14 protein-coding genes are annotated in these 12,990 nt (G+C 64.3%); 2 read left to right on the top strand and 12 right to left on the bottom strand.

The genetic code is table 11. From position 1 onward, the window contains the following. Positions 1 to 467: 467 nt before the first annotated feature. On the bottom strand, positions 468 to 761 hold the full coding sequence (locus VK98_RS23580; protein WP_197082943.1) for a hypothetical protein: 294 nt from the start codon (positions 759 to 761) through the stop codon (positions 468 to 470). Between the two features lie 95 nt (positions 762 to 856). Continuing rightward, positions 857 to 2,014, bottom strand: coding sequence for a PLP-dependent aminotransferase family protein (locus tag VK98_RS02945; protein ID WP_048412588.1), 1,158 nt, complete (start codon positions 2,012 to 2,014; stop codon positions 857 to 859). Between the two features lie 87 nt (positions 2,015 to 2,101). Between VK98_RS02945 and VK98_RS02940 the strand changes: the two genes are divergently transcribed. Both VK98_RS02940 and VK98_RS02935 read left to right on the top strand, forming a co-directional pair. Further along, the gene (locus VK98_RS02940; protein ID WP_048412587.1) at positions 2,102 to 2,569 is read left to right on the top strand and encodes a MarR family winged helix-turn-helix transcriptional regulator; all 468 of its coding nucleotides are present in this window, start codon (positions 2,102 to 2,104) and stop codon (positions 2,567 to 2,569) included. 96 nt (positions 2,570 to 2,665) lie between these two features. Further along, the gene (locus VK98_RS02935) at positions 2,666 to 2,932 is read left to right on the top strand and encodes a zf-TFIIB domain-containing protein (protein WP_048412586.1); all 267 of its coding nucleotides are present in this window, start codon (positions 2,666 to 2,668) and stop codon (positions 2,930 to 2,932) included. A 69-nt stretch (positions 2,933 to 3,001) separates the two neighbouring features. Here VK98_RS02935 and greB read toward each other — a convergent pair whose 3' ends face one another. From greB to lspA, 10 genes are all read right to left on the bottom strand, one after another. Continuing rightward, positions 3,002 to 3,556 carry a transcription elongation factor GreB gene (gene greB / locus VK98_RS02930; protein WP_048412585.1) on the bottom strand — a complete coding sequence of 185 codons (555 nt, stop codon included), beginning with the start codon at positions 3,554 to 3,556 and terminating at the stop codon, positions 3,002 to 3,004. Positions 3,557 to 3,588: 32 nt separating this feature from the next. Continuing rightward, positions 3,589 to 4,083, bottom strand: coding sequence for an NUDIX domain-containing protein (locus VK98_RS02925; RefSeq protein ID WP_053077189.1), 495 nt, complete (start codon positions 4,081 to 4,083; stop codon positions 3,589 to 3,591). A gap of 11 nt (positions 4,084 to 4,094) precedes the next feature. Further along, positions 4,095 to 5,495 (bottom strand): pseudouridine synthase, encoded by a 1,401-nt coding sequence (locus VK98_RS02920; RefSeq protein ID WP_048412584.1) that lies wholly within the window; start codon positions 5,493 to 5,495, stop codon positions 4,095 to 4,097. Positions 5,496 to 5,540: 45 nt separating this feature from the next. Then, on the bottom strand, positions 5,541 to 6,173 hold the full coding sequence (gene scpB, locus VK98_RS02915; protein WP_019102634.1) for an SMC-Scp complex subunit ScpB: 633 nt from the start codon (positions 6,171 to 6,173) through the stop codon (positions 5,541 to 5,543). A gap of 67 nt (positions 6,174 to 6,240) precedes the next feature. Continuing rightward, a complete protein-coding gene (locus VK98_RS02910) occupies positions 6,241 to 6,774 on the bottom strand; it encodes a GNAT family N-acetyltransferase (RefSeq protein WP_048412583.1) in 534 nt (177 codons plus the stop codon). A gap of 77 nt (positions 6,775 to 6,851) precedes the next feature. Then, complete coding sequence (locus tag VK98_RS02905; RefSeq protein WP_082158728.1) at positions 6,852 to 7,700, bottom strand: ScpA family protein; 849 nt, start codon at positions 7,698 to 7,700, stop codon at positions 6,852 to 6,854. A gap of 64 nt (positions 7,701 to 7,764) precedes the next feature. Continuing rightward, positions 7,765 to 9,270: a hypothetical protein gene (locus tag VK98_RS02900; RefSeq protein WP_048412582.1), complete on the bottom strand. Its 1,506-nt coding sequence runs from the start codon at positions 9,268 to 9,270 to the stop codon at positions 7,765 to 7,767. A 127-nt stretch (positions 9,271 to 9,397) separates the two neighbouring features. Continuing rightward, positions 9,398 to 11,293 (bottom strand): molecular chaperone HtpG, encoded by a 1,896-nt coding sequence (htpG, locus tag VK98_RS02895; RefSeq protein WP_048412581.1) that lies wholly within the window; start codon positions 11,291 to 11,293, stop codon positions 9,398 to 9,400. A gap of 160 nt (positions 11,294 to 11,453) precedes the next feature. Further along, positions 11,454 to 12,395 carry a 4-hydroxy-3-methylbut-2-enyl diphosphate reductase gene (ispH, locus tag VK98_RS02890; RefSeq protein WP_048412580.1) on the bottom strand — a complete coding sequence of 314 codons (942 nt, stop codon included), beginning with the start codon at positions 12,393 to 12,395 and terminating at the stop codon, positions 11,454 to 11,456. Between the two features lie 27 nt (positions 12,396 to 12,422). Beyond that, on the bottom strand, positions 12,423 to 12,911 hold the full coding sequence (gene lspA / locus VK98_RS02885) for a signal peptidase II (RefSeq protein WP_048412579.1): 489 nt from the start codon (positions 12,909 to 12,911) through the stop codon (positions 12,423 to 12,425). Positions 12,912 to 12,990 lie beyond the last annotated feature (79 nt).

Raw genomic sequence — 12,990 nt, 5'->3', positions numbered from 1 at the left:
TACGCAGCGTTTGAATCAAGAGAAAAGGATTGCCTGTGTGTCTCATTCGCCGTGGTCGGACTTTCTTTTGAGATGATTCGATATCACTTCAGCGGTCAAATCATTGCAAACCAGCACAGTCTTAGGCTGTGCGTTTATATTTTCCATCCACCTGTAAACTTGGAAATGCAATGAATATTGACGCTAAAATTGTTTTCGTATAGATTTGATTGATCGCATTAATCCCCCCAAAGCCATATGGGAAGAATAAGCGTCAGCACTATACTGAAAGACCTCTAGGAAAAGCATCCCCCGAACTGCCAGTTACAACTTCAGCCGATTTACGGCTTATATTTTTTTGAAACGCAGATTTCCACGGCGATATCAATGATTTAAGCGCCGAGAATTGACCACATAAAAATTGGCCGGAGTCGATGAATTAAATCTTAATCGACATGACAATTACGGCATAAACCACCGGCAGTTGTTCAATTAATTGATCCAATACCGGCAAATTTTTTATTAAATAAAACAAATATAAGAATGGCGCCCGAGGGCGAAACATCCGGCGCAGCCGTGATCGTCATAATGTTCGCATCAAAATCAATGCTTTTGACATATTGAATTTTCTTAATAATGCAAGCCGGACGGCCGAGCGCATCGGCCATCCGCTCAGGACGGGACGATAAGGGAGAGATCAACGGCGGCTTGGCTTGACGCTCGCCGGGGAGCGCGTCAGCGCCACAGCTGCAGGCCGCAGGAAAGAAGGGAGATGCGAACAAGCGCCGGACGGCGGGGGAGAGTGAAGCGCCGCCCATCGACGAGGCGGCGCTGTTCCGCTTTACGCGCGGGCTGCGCGGAGACCTTGAGCCGCGGCTTACTCCGCCGCGGCCGGATCGCGCAGCAAGGCCGCCAGCCTGGCGATGCCAGTCTCGATCCGTTCCGGCGAGGCATGGCTGAAGTTCAAGCGCAAATAGCCCAGATTCTGTTCCGGCTCGGGAAAGAACGCTTCCCCCGGCATGAAGGCGACGTTCTGCTTCAAGGCCAGCGGCAGCAGCTCGCGGGTGTCCCTCGCCCGCTTCAATTTGAGCCAGAAAAACAAGCCGCCCCGCGGCAGCTGCCAATCGGCCAGATCGCCGAAATGGCGCTGCAGCGAAGCCTGCATCGCGTCGCGTCCGGCGCGATACACCTCGCGCAGCCCCAGCAAGCGCTGCTCATAGCCGGGATCGCGCAGCTGGCGGGCGATGAACCACTGCGCCGGACGGTTGGTGTGCAGATCGGTCGCCTGCTTGAGCCGCATCAAATAGGGGTACAGCTCGGGCGAGGCGATCAGGAAGCCGACGCGCAGCCCCGGCGCCAGGGTTTTGGAGAAGGAACCGGAGTAAATCCACGGCGCGCGCTTCAAATGGCTGACCAGCGGCGCCGGCGCTTCGCCGTCGTAGCTGAGCGCGCGGTACGGATCGTCTTCGATCAGGGGCACGCCGGCGGCGTCGACGACGGCCGCCAGCGCCTGCCGGTCTTCGGCGCTGTAACAGCTGCCCGCCGGGTTCTGGAAGCTGGGAATCAAATAACAGCAGCGCGGCCGCGCCTGCTCCAGCGCGGCGGCCAACGCCTGCGGCTCCAGCCTGCCGTCCCGCTGCCCCACCGCGTGAACCCGGGCGCCGAACAGCTTGAAGGCCTGCAAGGCCGCCAGATAGGTCGGTCCCTCGGTCACCACCGGCGTGCCGGGATCGACGAACAGCTTGGCGCACAGATCTATGCCTTGCTGGGAGCCGGACAACACCAGCACCTGCTCGGCGCTGCAATCCATGCCCATGCGCCGCGCCTGCTCCGCGATCAGCTCGCGCAGTTCCGGCTCTCCTTCAGTGGAGCCGTATTGCGCCAGTCCCGCCGGCATCTCGGCGAAATCCAGCCGCGGCAAGCATTGACTGGCCGGCAGGCCGCCGGCGAAAGAGATCATCTGCGGCTGTTGCGCCGCCGCCAGTATCTCCCGGATCAGCGAGCCGCTGAGCCGTTCGATGCGCTCCGAAAACATGGTACTCTCCATTAATCTTGTCCCCAGCTTTGTTACTAACGTCAATAATATTGACTCAATCTACCGCTCACAACAGGCTCCGTCAACATGGCTGACCTATCTCCGTCCGACGACATGCGCGCCGCCATGGAAGCCTTCTTCCATGCCTACAAGGCTTTCACCGACAAACCGGATGAAATGCTGGCCAAACGCGGCCTGGCTCGCGTGCATCACCGCATCCTGTTCTTCGTCGCCCGCTATCCCGGCCTGTCGGTCAAGGATTTGCTGGCCGCGCTGGGCGTGACCAAGCAGGCCATCAATATGCCGCTGCGCCAGTTGCTGGAAATGGCCTTGGTGCAAAGCGTGGCCGCGCCGCACGACAAGCGGGTCAAACAGCTGACGCTGACTTCGGAAGGCCGCAGGCTGGAGGAGGCCCTGCACCGCGAGCAACTGAAATTGCTGCAAGCGGCGTTCGAGCAGACCGGCAAGCCGGCCACCGCCGGCTGGATGCAGATCAACCGCAGCCTGGCCGCCCACTCCCGCCCCGACGACGCGCCCTCTCGCGGCAAAGCTTGACCCTGTAGCCGCTTCATGGTTTGCAATGCGCGAGCGCGGCCTAGCTTGCGCATTTCCCGAACCACCGCGCCGTTGCGGCGCGCCGAGGAGCACGCCATGAATTGTCCCAGTTGCCAAGTCACCCTGCTGATGGGCGAGCGGCTGTCCATCGCCATCGATTACTGCCCGCAATGCCGCGGCGTTTGGCTGGCGCCCGGCCAGCTTGAACGCCTGCTGCAAACCCAAGCGCCGGCGGCGCCGGCCGCCGCGTCTTACGCGCCGGCCGCGCACGGTCGCGGCCATGACGACGAACACCGTCGCGACGGCCGCTACGGAGGCCATCACGGCGGCAAGCATGGCTGGCTGCGCAAGCTGCTGGACTGATCCGCCCCCGGATAAAAAAACGGCCCGGACTCATGTCCGGGCCGTTGTCCCTCGTGTCTGCGGAAGAGCTCAGTCTATGCGTTCGTAACGCACTTCCAGCACCTCGATGTCCTCGTCGCCTTCCGGCCCGCGAAACAACACCGAGTCGCCTTCGCGCGCCTTCAACAGCGTCCGCGCGATCGGCGAGATCCAGCTGATCCGGCCGCGCGCCAGATCGATCTCGTCGACGCCGACGATGCGCAGCAATTGCTCGCTGCCGTCGCCGCGCTCTATCAGCACGGTGGCGGAGAAAAACACCTGGTCGGTCGCCTCCCGGGTTTCCGGATCCACCACCTCGGCGATCTCCAGGCGTTTGGTCAGGAAACGGATGCGGCGGTCGATCTCGCGCAGACGGCGCTTGCCGTACAGATAATCGCCGTTCTCGGAACGGTCGCCGTTGCTGGCCGCCCAGTTCACGATCTGCACCATCTCCGGTCGCTCTCGGTTGACCAGGTGATAGAGCTCGTCCTTCAGCCGCTGCCAGCCGCCGGGCGTGATGTAGTTCTTGGTGGAGGCGGGCAAGCGCCGCTCAAGCGGGAGATCCTCTTCCGCCTCGTCGTTTTCCTTGGTAAACGCCTTGCTCATCTTCGTCCATCCATCCATGAAAAACGCCAGCCTCAACGGCCGGCGGCGGGTTCCAACAAGGCCAGGCAATGCGGCAGCAGGCCCTTGGGCTTCAGCTTGATCCGCTGCAGCTGCTCGCGGTCCAGCCACTCAAGCTCGTAGCGATTGTCCGGCCCCATCTTGGCCAACTCCGGACCGCCCAGTCTGAGCTCCCCGGCGTGGCTGGCAGCCAGGAACACGTGCTCCACCCTGTCCTTGCCGTCCAGCGTGCACAGCCTGCCGCCCAGACGGACGTTGAGCCCGGTTTCCTCGCGCGTCTCGCGCACGCAGGCGATGGCCGCCGTCTCGCGACGCTTGATGCCGCCACCCGGCAACACATAATAGTCCTTGCCGGGTTTAACGCGATGCATCAGCAAGATGCGGCCGCCGTCGACGATGGCGATGGCGGCGCGCTGGCGCTTGCCTCCCGCCGGCGGAGCCGGCTCCGGGGCCGGCGCCGCGCCGCCGCGCAAACGCGACCAGGCGCGCGCGGCCAGGCTCCACAGCATCGCGCGCGCGCTCAGCGGTGCGCCTTGGCCGAGGCCTTCTTGACCGGCGGCGCCTTCTTGCCGCCGGTGACGGTCAGATTGGACCACTTCATCACCGCCGCCACTTCAGCGGAGTTCAGTTCGTAGAACTGGCCGCGCTTCAAGCGCGGAGGCAGGCCGATATTGCCGAAGCGCACCCGGATCAGGCGGCTGACGGTCAGGCCGAAATGCTCGAACATGCGGCGCACTTCGCGGTTGCGGCCTTCCTTGATCACTACGTTGAACCATTGGTTGGCGGCTTCTTCCGGGCCGCCTTTCTGGAAGATGCGGTCAAAGCGCGCTTCGCCGTCTTCCAGTTCCACGCCGGCCACCATCTCTTTCATGATTTCCGGCGTCAACTCGCCCAGCACCCGCACCGAGTACTCGCGCTCCACTTCGAAGCTGGGGTGCATCATGCGGTTAGCCAGCTCGCCGCTGGTGGTGATCAGCAACAGGCCCGAGGTGTTGACGTCCAGGCGGCCTATCGCCACCCAGCGGCTGGATTTGGCTTGCGGCAGACGGTCGAACACGGTGACGCGGCCTTCCGGATCGTCGCGGCTGACGATTTCGCCTTCTTCCTTGTGATACATGATCACGCGCGGCAGGCGGTCCGGCCATTTCAGCTTGATCTGGTCGCCCTTGACCATCACGCGGTCGCGCGGGCCGACGCGGTCGCCCAGACTGGCTTTCTTGCCGTTGACCGTGACCTGGCCGGCCTCGATCCACTCTTCCATTTCGCGACGCGAGCCGACGCCGGACGCCGCCAGCGCTTTTTGCAGCCGCACCGGCTCGATGTCGTCCAGGTCCACGCGGACTTCGCGCAGGCGCTTGGCCTTGTCCTTGATGTCCTGATTGGGGCTGCGCAAGCGCAGCTTCTTGGCCTTCTGCACCAATTGCGGCCTGCCGCCCTCCGGCTTGCCCTGGCGCGGCTGAGCGCCGCCCTTGCCGGCGGCCGGCTGACCCGCCGGCGCGGCGGCGTTCTTGTTGCCGAAGCGGCGCTCGTGATCCAAGGCCACGTTGCCGTTGACGTCGCCGTTGCTGTCGCGCTGGTAGGTCGGCTTGTTGCGGCCTTGCGCCTGCTGCATCTGCTGCTGTTCCTGCTCGCGGCGGCTCAGCTTGAACAGCGGCGTGCCTTCGTGCATCAGCGGGTTGCCGTAGGCGTCGCGCGCGGCGCGGCCGTTCTGCGGCGCGCGGCCCTTGCCGCCGTTGGCGCGGGCTTGGCCTTGCCTGGCGTTGGCCTCGGCCGGCTGGCCGTTGCGGTTCTTGATCATGCCGCCCTGGGTCTTGCCGCGCGGCTGAACGCCGCCGGTGCCCGGCTGGCGCGCTTGGGATGTTTCGCGACCTTTGACACGCGCCACCGGCTGGCGGGCGTGATTGCGTTGTCCTTTAGACATATGTGCTTTGCTCTTTCCGTGCGAGCAACCGGCAGAATGTCGATGTTATTCTGCGATGGGCTCGAAATTATCCGCCTCATCGTCGAGGGGGATGTCGTCTGTGGCCGCTGCCGGGCCTTGATCCCGAGGCGCCGCCTCGGGCACTACCAGGCTTCCCAGCTCCGCCAACGGCGGCAGATCCTTGAGCGAGACAAAGCCCAGATCGTCCAGGAATTTTCGGGTAGTGGCATACAAGCCCGGCCTGCCGGGTACGTCCTTGTGGCCGATGACTTCGATCCAGCCGCGTTCCAGCAGAGTCTGCATCACGCCGGTGGACACCGATACGCCGCGTATCGCTTCGATATCGCCACGGGTCACAGGTTGTTTGTAGGCGATGATCGCCAAGGTTTCCATTACCGCGCGCGAGTATCGCGGCGGCTTTTCCGGGTTCAAGCGGTTCAAGTATGGCGTGAACTCCGCTCGGGCGCGAAAGCGCCATCCCGACGCCAATTTGACCAGTTCAACGCCCTTGCCTCTCCAGTCGCTCTGGATATCGTCGAGGATGTCGTTGATCAACGCGGCTTTCACCTCTTCGGTGAACAGCTTTTTGAGCATGGCAACCGACAGAGGTTCCTGCGCGGTCAGTAACGCCGTCTCCAGCACGATCTTCAGATATTTTAGGTCGGTGATGGTGGACATTGAGCCGTGAAGCCGAAACACGTTTGCGCAGGAAACCGGATATTCTACATGAACTCTCCGTCCGGGGCTAAATTAATCCTTCCGCCATGTCGTCCCAGGCCGCCAGCGCGGTCAGGCTGTAACGCCGGAACGCCCGCCCGCCGTGCTCCATCGTTTCCAGCAACTGGCCGCCGCAGGCCTCCACCGTGCGCACCGCGGCCGGCCGGTCCGCCGGACAGACCAGCACCCAGTTGCCGTGCGCCGGCTTCTCGCCCAGGGTCTGCACGTACTGCAGCAGCACTCGGCCGTAGCCGTGGCCGCGCCAGGCCGGCAGCACTTCGAAAGCGATGTGGCCGATGCGCTCCACGATCAGCGCGCTGTCGGCCAGCCGCTGGCGGATCGCGCCTATGATCTCGGTGCGGCCGTTGATCAGAAACCAGGTGCGGCACGGCACCCAGCCTTCGGGCAGCGCCCGCCCTTCGGCGTGCTGCAGCAATTGTCCGAGCCAGGCGTCGGAATCCGCGCCGGCGCGGCGGTAATAATCCAGCCCTTCCTCACGGCAGGCCTGGAAAAAAGTCCGATAGGCTGGCAGATGCTTCTGGTCGGCCGCTTCGATGTGCATGGCATGCTCTCGCAATGGATATCTGTATCCTAATCGCTGCCGCGCCAACATCAAGTGCAAATCGGCGCGCGCCCGCCTCAGACCAGCGCAATCCTGACATAAATGGGCTGGTACGGCGCCTCCTGGCTGACCTTGACCATCCCCTCCTTCACCAGTTCCAGCACCGCGATGAAGTTGACCACCAGATGGGCGACGCCCTTGTCCGCGTCGAACAGCTCTTCGAAAGGCACGTATTCGCGGCCGTCCAGATAGCGCAGAATCCAGCTCATCTGCTCGCGCACCGACAATTCGTCCTTCTCCACCTTGTGGTGGCGATGGTGGCGTGCGCGCGACAGAATCGCCATCCACGCCTGGCGCAGGTCCGCCGGGCTGACGTCGGGCAGCCGCTGCTCGGCCGACTGTTCGATCAGCACCGCCAGCCAGGCGAAGTCGCGGTCGGCCTGCGGCAGCTTGTCCAGCTCCAGCCCCGCCAGCTTCATCTGCTCGTACTCCAGCAGCCGGCGCACCAGCTCGGCGCGCGGATCGTCCGGCTCGCCCTCCTCGTCCAGCTGCGGCCTGGGCAGCAGCAGCCTAGACTTGATCTCGATCAGCAGCGCCGCCATCAGCAGGTATTCGGCGGCCAGTTCCAGGCGCCCGTCGCGCATCGCGTCGATATAGGCCATGTACTGGACGGTGATCTCCGCCATCGGAATGTTCAGCACGTCCAGGTTCTGCTTGCGGATCAGGTAAAGCAGCAGGTCCAGCGGGCCTTCGAAACTGTCCAGAATCACTTGCAGCGCGTCCGGCGGGATGAACAGATCCTGCGGCACTTCCAGCACCGGCTGGCCGAACACGTGCGCGATCGGCACGCTGGCCGGCAGTTCCGGCGCGGTCAGCTGAAAATCGTCGGCCGAAGGCCCGGTCTCGGGAAGGGGGGCGTTGCTCATGGCGGCAAGGATACCAGCACTGGCCGGCGCCGTGGCGGAACTTGTCCGCCGCCGGGCCCGCCGTTCAAGCCTGCGCGTCGGCGGGCAACAGCTCGTCGACCTTGATCTCGACGAATTGATAATGCGCGGTCTGCTGCAACAAGCGCAGCGCGCGCACCCGGCATTCGCCGTCGGCGCCGCGCAGATGAAACGGCCGCATGGCCTGATACAGGCGGCCCGGCAACACCAGGATGCCGGAATGGCGGAAATGGCGCTCGGCCTGCATGCGCAGCGCCGGCTCGAAGCCGCCGGCCGCGTGGCTGGTGACCGCGGCGACCTCGACCGCCTGCGGCCGCTTGCCGATGAACTCTATCCCACACTCGGTCTGCATGTCCTCGCCGCCGAAGCTGACCCAGCGCACCAGGCCCAGCTGCCAGCCGAAGCCGCGGCGGCGCAGCATCACCACTTCGCCGGCGCGCAAGGGTTGCCGCAGGGATTCGCCCTGCAGCAGCAGGCCGGAAGCGCTGAGATTGCTGATCTGCAGCCGGCAGGGCTCCAGTTCCCCGTCGGCCGGCTCGCCGGCGGCCAGTCGCCAGCAGCGCGGCAACAGGCTGACCAGTTCGACGGTTTCGACGCTGAGCCGGCGCAGCCTGACGTGCCGTCGGCGCGGCGGCGCGCCCCACTCCTGGCGCAGTCGCGCCAGCAGCCAGGCTTCGTGGCCGTCGTCCAGTCCCTGGCGCTGGCGTTGGCGGCCCAGCTCGTCCAGACGCTGCAGCAGGCGGCCGGCGTCCAGCCGCCACCACACGCCGTCGCCGTCCAGGTCCAGTTCGGCGCAGAAGCGCGCCGGCCGGTCGGCGTCGGCGCGGAAAGCCAGCGCGCCGTCGTCGCCCAAAGGCTGATCCAGTTGCTCCACGCGCAGCAGGCCGGCGTGCTGCTCCAACCATTGCAGCAGCAAGGCGATCTTGGCCGCTTCCAAACGGTTGCTGGCGGTCAGGCCCAACAGCATGATGCGGCGATAGCTGAGTCCCGGCGGCGGCGCGCTGCTGGACGCCTGCCGCCCCTCCCAACCCTGGGCCAGCGCGTAGGCGTACAGGCGGTGGCAATCGCGCCAGAAGCCCTTGTGCGGCGGCGCGTAGCCGCGCGCGTGCAAGGCCAGCAAGTCGTAGCCGCTGGCCAGCGCCAGTTGCAGGGCCTCCAGCCGCGGACGCGAGCTGGAAAAACGGCCGGCCTCCTGCGCGCTGAAGGCCTGGGCCAGCAGCTTGCACTGCTCATGCCATTGCCGCAGCAATTGGCGGGCCGACTGCAAGGCCGCGCGCGCTTCCGGGGTGCAGGACGGGTCCTGCCTCGCCGCCGCGCGCTCCAGCCTGGCCGCCAGCGCGGCCAGCGGCGCCCGCAGCGCCTGCAAGAGCTGCAGGCGTTCCGCCGGCGCCAGGGCCGAGCGCCGCCATTGCTCCAGCCACTGGCCGGCCTTGTCCGCGGCGAGGGCGGCCGGCTGCGCCGCCAGCGTCTCCCATTGCGCCTGGACCGCCTTGAGGTCCAATGTCAGCCAGGGGCCTTCCGGCAAGGCGTGAATCAGCGACAGTTCCATCATGACCAAGTCATAGCGAAAGAGAAGCCGCCGATGATACGCCCAGCCATGATTTTTGGCGCGGCATTATTGCCAGCGCAAAAAAATGCCCCGCGCGCGGCGGGGCATTCCGATCGGAGCGGCCTCAGGCTTAAGCCGACAGCTCCAGCATCAGCTTGTTGATGCGCTTGACGAAGGCCGCCGGGTCCTCCAGCTTGCCGCCCTCGGCCAGCAGGGCCTGGTCGTACAACACCTGGGCCAGATCGTCGGCGCGCGCCTCATCGGCCTCCTCGGCCAGTTTTTTCACCAGCACGTGCTCGGGGTTGATCTCCAGCGTGGGCTTGCTGGCTTCCACCTTCTGGCCCGCCGCCTTCAACATGCGCTCCAGATGGGCGCTCATATCGTGCTCGCCGGCCACCAGGCAGGCCGGGCTCTCGGTCAGGCGGGCGGTGGCGCGCACTTCCTTGACGCGGTCGGCCAGCGCTTTCTGCACTTTTTCCACCACCGGCTTGGCGCTTTCCTCCACCTGCTTCTGCGCTTCCTTGTCGGCTTCGTCTTCCAAAGCGCCCAGATCCAGCGCGCCCTTGGCCACGGATTGCAGCGCCTTGCCGTCGAATTCGAACAGCGAACCCACCACCCACTCGTCGACGCGGTCGGTCAGCAGCAGCACCTCGACGCCCTTCTTCTTGAACACTTCCAGATGCGGGCTGTTCTTGGCCGCGGCCAGGGTGTCGGCGGTGATGTAGTAGATCTTGTCCTGGCCTTCCTTCATCCGGGCCACGTAGTCGCCCAGCGTCACCGCCGGCTCGACGCCTTCGGACGCGGTGGAGACGAAGCGCAGCAGCTTGGCGATGCGCTCCTTGTTGGCCATGTCCTCGCCAACGCCCTCTTTCAGCACCTGGCCGAACTCTTGCCAGAATTCGGTGTATTTTTCCGGCTGATTGGCCGAGAGGTCTTCCAGCAGGCCCAGCACTTTCTTGACGCAGCCGTTGCGGATGGCGTCGATGTCCTTGCTTTCCTGCAGGATCTCGCGCGACACGTTCAGCGGCAGGTCGTTGCTGTCTATCACCCCGCGCACGAAGCGCAGGTAGTGCGGCATCAGCTTTTCGGTGTCTTCCATGATGAAGACGCGGCGCACGTAGAGCTTGACGCCCTGCTTGCGTTCGCGGTCGAACAGGTCGAACGGCGCGCGCGACGGGATGTACAACAGCTCGGTGTATTCCTGGCGGCCCTCGACGCGGGCGTGGCTCCAGGCCAGCGGGTCGGTGAAATCGTGGGCGACGTGCTTGTAGAACTCCTTGTACTGCTCTTCGCTGATCTCGCTCTTGCCGCGAGTCCACAGCGCGGAGGCGGAGTTGACCGCTTCCATCTCGTCGCTGACGATGACTTCGCCGTTCTCGCCGTAGCTATTGCCCTTTTTCATCTCGATCGGGATCGAGATGTGGTCGGAGTACTTGCGGACGATGCCCTTCAGTTTCCAGTCGTTCAGCAGCTCGTCCTCGCCCTCCTTCAGGTGCAGCACGATTTCCGTGCCGCGGCCGGCCTTCTCCACCTGCTCCAGCGTGTATTCGCCGGCACCCTGGGATTCCCAGCGGGTGGCGGCGGCGTCGCCGGCGCGGCGGGTGGTCAGCGTGACCTTGTCTGCGACGATGAAGGCGGAGTAGAAGCCGACGCCGAATTGGCCGATCAGGTTGGCGTCCTTCTTGGCGTCGCCGGACAGCTGCTCGAAAAAGGCCTTGGTGCCGGACTTGGCGATGGTGCCGATATTGGCGATGACTTCGTCGCGGCTCATGCCGATGCCGTTGTCGGCGATGGTCAGCGTGCGCGCCTCGGCGTCGTAGCCGATGGTGATCTTCAGCTCCGGCTCGTTCTCGAACAGCTCGGGCTTGGCCAGGCCTTCGAAGCGCAGCTTGTCGGCGGCGTCGGAGGCGTTGGAAATCAGTTCACGCAGGAAGATTTCCTTGTTGGAGTACAAGGAGTGGATCATCAGCTGCAGCAGCTGCTTGACTTCGGTCTGAAAACCCAGGGTTTCTTTCAATGCGCTCATGGTGACTTACACAATAGTTGGTCAACGATGCGCATCAGATAAGGGCTGTCGCGGGCTTTTCAATACCCCTGCCCTCAACCCGGGATCGCCGCCGCGCGCGCATGAAAAAGCCCCGCGGGATCGCGGGGCGGTTTGGCGCTTCAAGCCGTGCCGGGCCGGCTCAGGCGCGCTTGTCCTCGCGCAGCGCCGGCGGCAGCGCGAACACCGTGTTTTCCTCCACGCCGTCCAGCTCGCTGACGCTGTCCGCGCCGAAGGCCTTGATCTGGTCTATCACCGCCTGCACCAGCACTTCCGGCGCGCTGGCGCCGGCGGTGACGCCGACGCGACGCTTGCCGGCGAACCAGGCTTCCACCAATTGGCCGGCGTTGTCCACCATATAGGCGTCCACGCCCTTGAGCGCGGCCACTTCGCGCAGGCGGTTGGAGTTGGAGCTGTTGGGCGAGCCCACCACCACCACGATGTCGCACTCGTCGGCCAACACCTTCACCGCGTCCTGCCGGTTTTGCGTGGCGTAGCAGATATCGTCTTTTTTCGGGCTGGAGATCTCGGGGAAACGCGCCTTCAGCGCGGCGATGATGTCGCGAGTCTCGTCCACCGACAGCGTGGTCTGGCTGACGTAGGACAGCGCCGCCGGGTTGCGCACTTGCAGCTTGGCGACGTCGGCGACGTTCTCCACCAGATACATGCCGCCGTCCACCTGGCCCATGGTGCCTTCCACCTCGGGGTGGCCGGCGTGGCCTATCATGACGATCTCCATGCCCGCCTTGTTCATGCGCTTGACTTCGACGTGCACCTTGGTCACCAAGGGACAGGTGGCGTCGAACACCTGCAGGCCCAACGCCGCCGCCTCTTCGCGCACCGACAGCGGCACGCCGTGGGCGGAATACACCAGGGTGCTGCCGCTGGGCACGTCCTTCAGTTCTTCGATGAACACGGCGCCCTTGGCGCGCAGGTTCTCGACGACGAAGCGGTTGTGCACCACTTCGTGGCGCACGTAGATCGGCGCGCCGTAGAGTTCGATCGCCCGCTCGACGATGGCGATGGCCCGGTCCACCCCTGCGCAGAAACCGCGCGGGTTGGCCAGCATGATGGTCTTCGTCATCACAAATCCTTGCTCAAGCCGCGGCGCTCAGGCGCGCGGCTTTCTGAAACTGTCCAGCACCATCAGGGCGGCTCCGACGCAGATGAAGGAGTCCGCCAGATTGAAGGCCGGGTACGACCAGCTGCTGTAGTAATGCACCTGGATGAAATCGATCACATGGCCATGGACGATGCGATCTATCACATTGCCCAGCGCGCCGCCCATGATGAAGGCCGCGGCCAGGTTCATCAGCCCGCTGAAGCGGTTCTTGAAGATGTTCCAGCCCAGCCAGCCGGAGACGGCGAAGGCCAGCCCGGAAAACAGATACTTCTGCCAGCCGCCGGCGTCGTGCAGGAAGCTGAACGCCGCGCCCGGATTGTACAGCAAGGTGAATCCGAAAAAGCCGGGAATGATTTCCCGGACTTCGCCGTACTGGTAATTGCCGTTGAAATAAATCTTGGTCAATTGATCCAGCAGCACGATCACCGCCGCCAGCGCGAACCACTTCGGCCATTGCTTGGCCTTGGGCATAGTCATTGCAGATTCCATCAGACCTTTCCACGATGCGAAGCGGAACTCCGCGCACTCTATATCAAAGCGCCGGAAGCCCGGAACG

Origin of the sequence: Chromobacterium sp. LK11, assembly GCF_001043705.1 — a bacterium.
Taxonomy (GTDB): Bacteria; Pseudomonadota; Gammaproteobacteria; order Burkholderiales; family Chromobacteriaceae; genus Chromobacterium; species Chromobacterium alkanivorans.
The sequence above is the reverse complement of the archived record's forward strand: the minus strand, read 5'-3'. Positions and strand labels throughout refer to the sequence as shown.

Bases quoted from the DNA above. Each gene is read 5' to 3' on its own strand.
- VK98_RS02945 (WP_048412588.1), bottom strand. From the start codon at position 2,014: ATGTTTTCGGAGCGCATCGAACGGCTCAGCGGCTCGCTGATCCGGGAG.
- VK98_RS02940 (WP_048412587.1), top strand. From the start codon at position 2,102: ATGGCTGACCTATCTCCGTCCGACGACATGCGCGCCGCCATGGAAGCC.
- VK98_RS02935 (WP_048412586.1), top strand. From the start codon at position 2,666: ATGAATTGTCCCAGTTGCCAAGTCACCCTGCTGATGGGCGAGCGGCTG.
- greB (WP_048412585.1), bottom strand. From the start codon at position 3,556: ATGAGCAAGGCGTTTACCAAGGAAAACGACGAGGCGGAAGAGGATCTC.
- VK98_RS02925 (WP_053077189.1), bottom strand. From the start codon at position 4,083: ATGCTGTGGAGCCTGGCCGCGCGCGCCTGGTCGCGTTTGCGCGGCGGC.
- VK98_RS02920 (WP_048412584.1), bottom strand. From the start codon at position 5,495: ATGTCTAAAGGACAACGCAATCACGCCCGCCAGCCGGTGGCGCGTGTC.
- scpB (WP_019102634.1), bottom strand. From the start codon at position 6,173: ATGTCCACCATCACCGACCTAAAATATCTGAAGATCGTGCTGGAGACG.
- VK98_RS02910 (WP_048412583.1), bottom strand. From the start codon at position 6,774: ATGCACATCGAAGCGGCCGACCAGAAGCATCTGCCAGCCTATCGGACT.
- VK98_RS02905 (WP_082158728.1), bottom strand. From the start codon at position 7,700: ATGAGCAACGCCCCCCTTCCCGAGACCGGGCCTTCGGCCGACGATTTT.
- VK98_RS02900 (WP_048412582.1), bottom strand. From the start codon at position 9,270: ATGATGGAACTGTCGCTGATTCACGCCTTGCCGGAAGGCCCCTGGCTG.
- htpG (WP_048412581.1), bottom strand. From the start codon at position 11,293: ATGAGCGCATTGAAAGAAACCCTGGGTTTTCAGACCGAAGTCAAGCAG.
- ispH (WP_048412580.1), bottom strand. From the start codon at position 12,395: ATGACGAAGACCATCATGCTGGCCAACCCGCGCGGTTTCTGCGCAGGG.
- lspA (WP_048412579.1), bottom strand. From the start codon at position 12,911: ATGACTATGCCCAAGGCCAAGCAATGGCCGAAGTGGTTCGCGCTGGCG.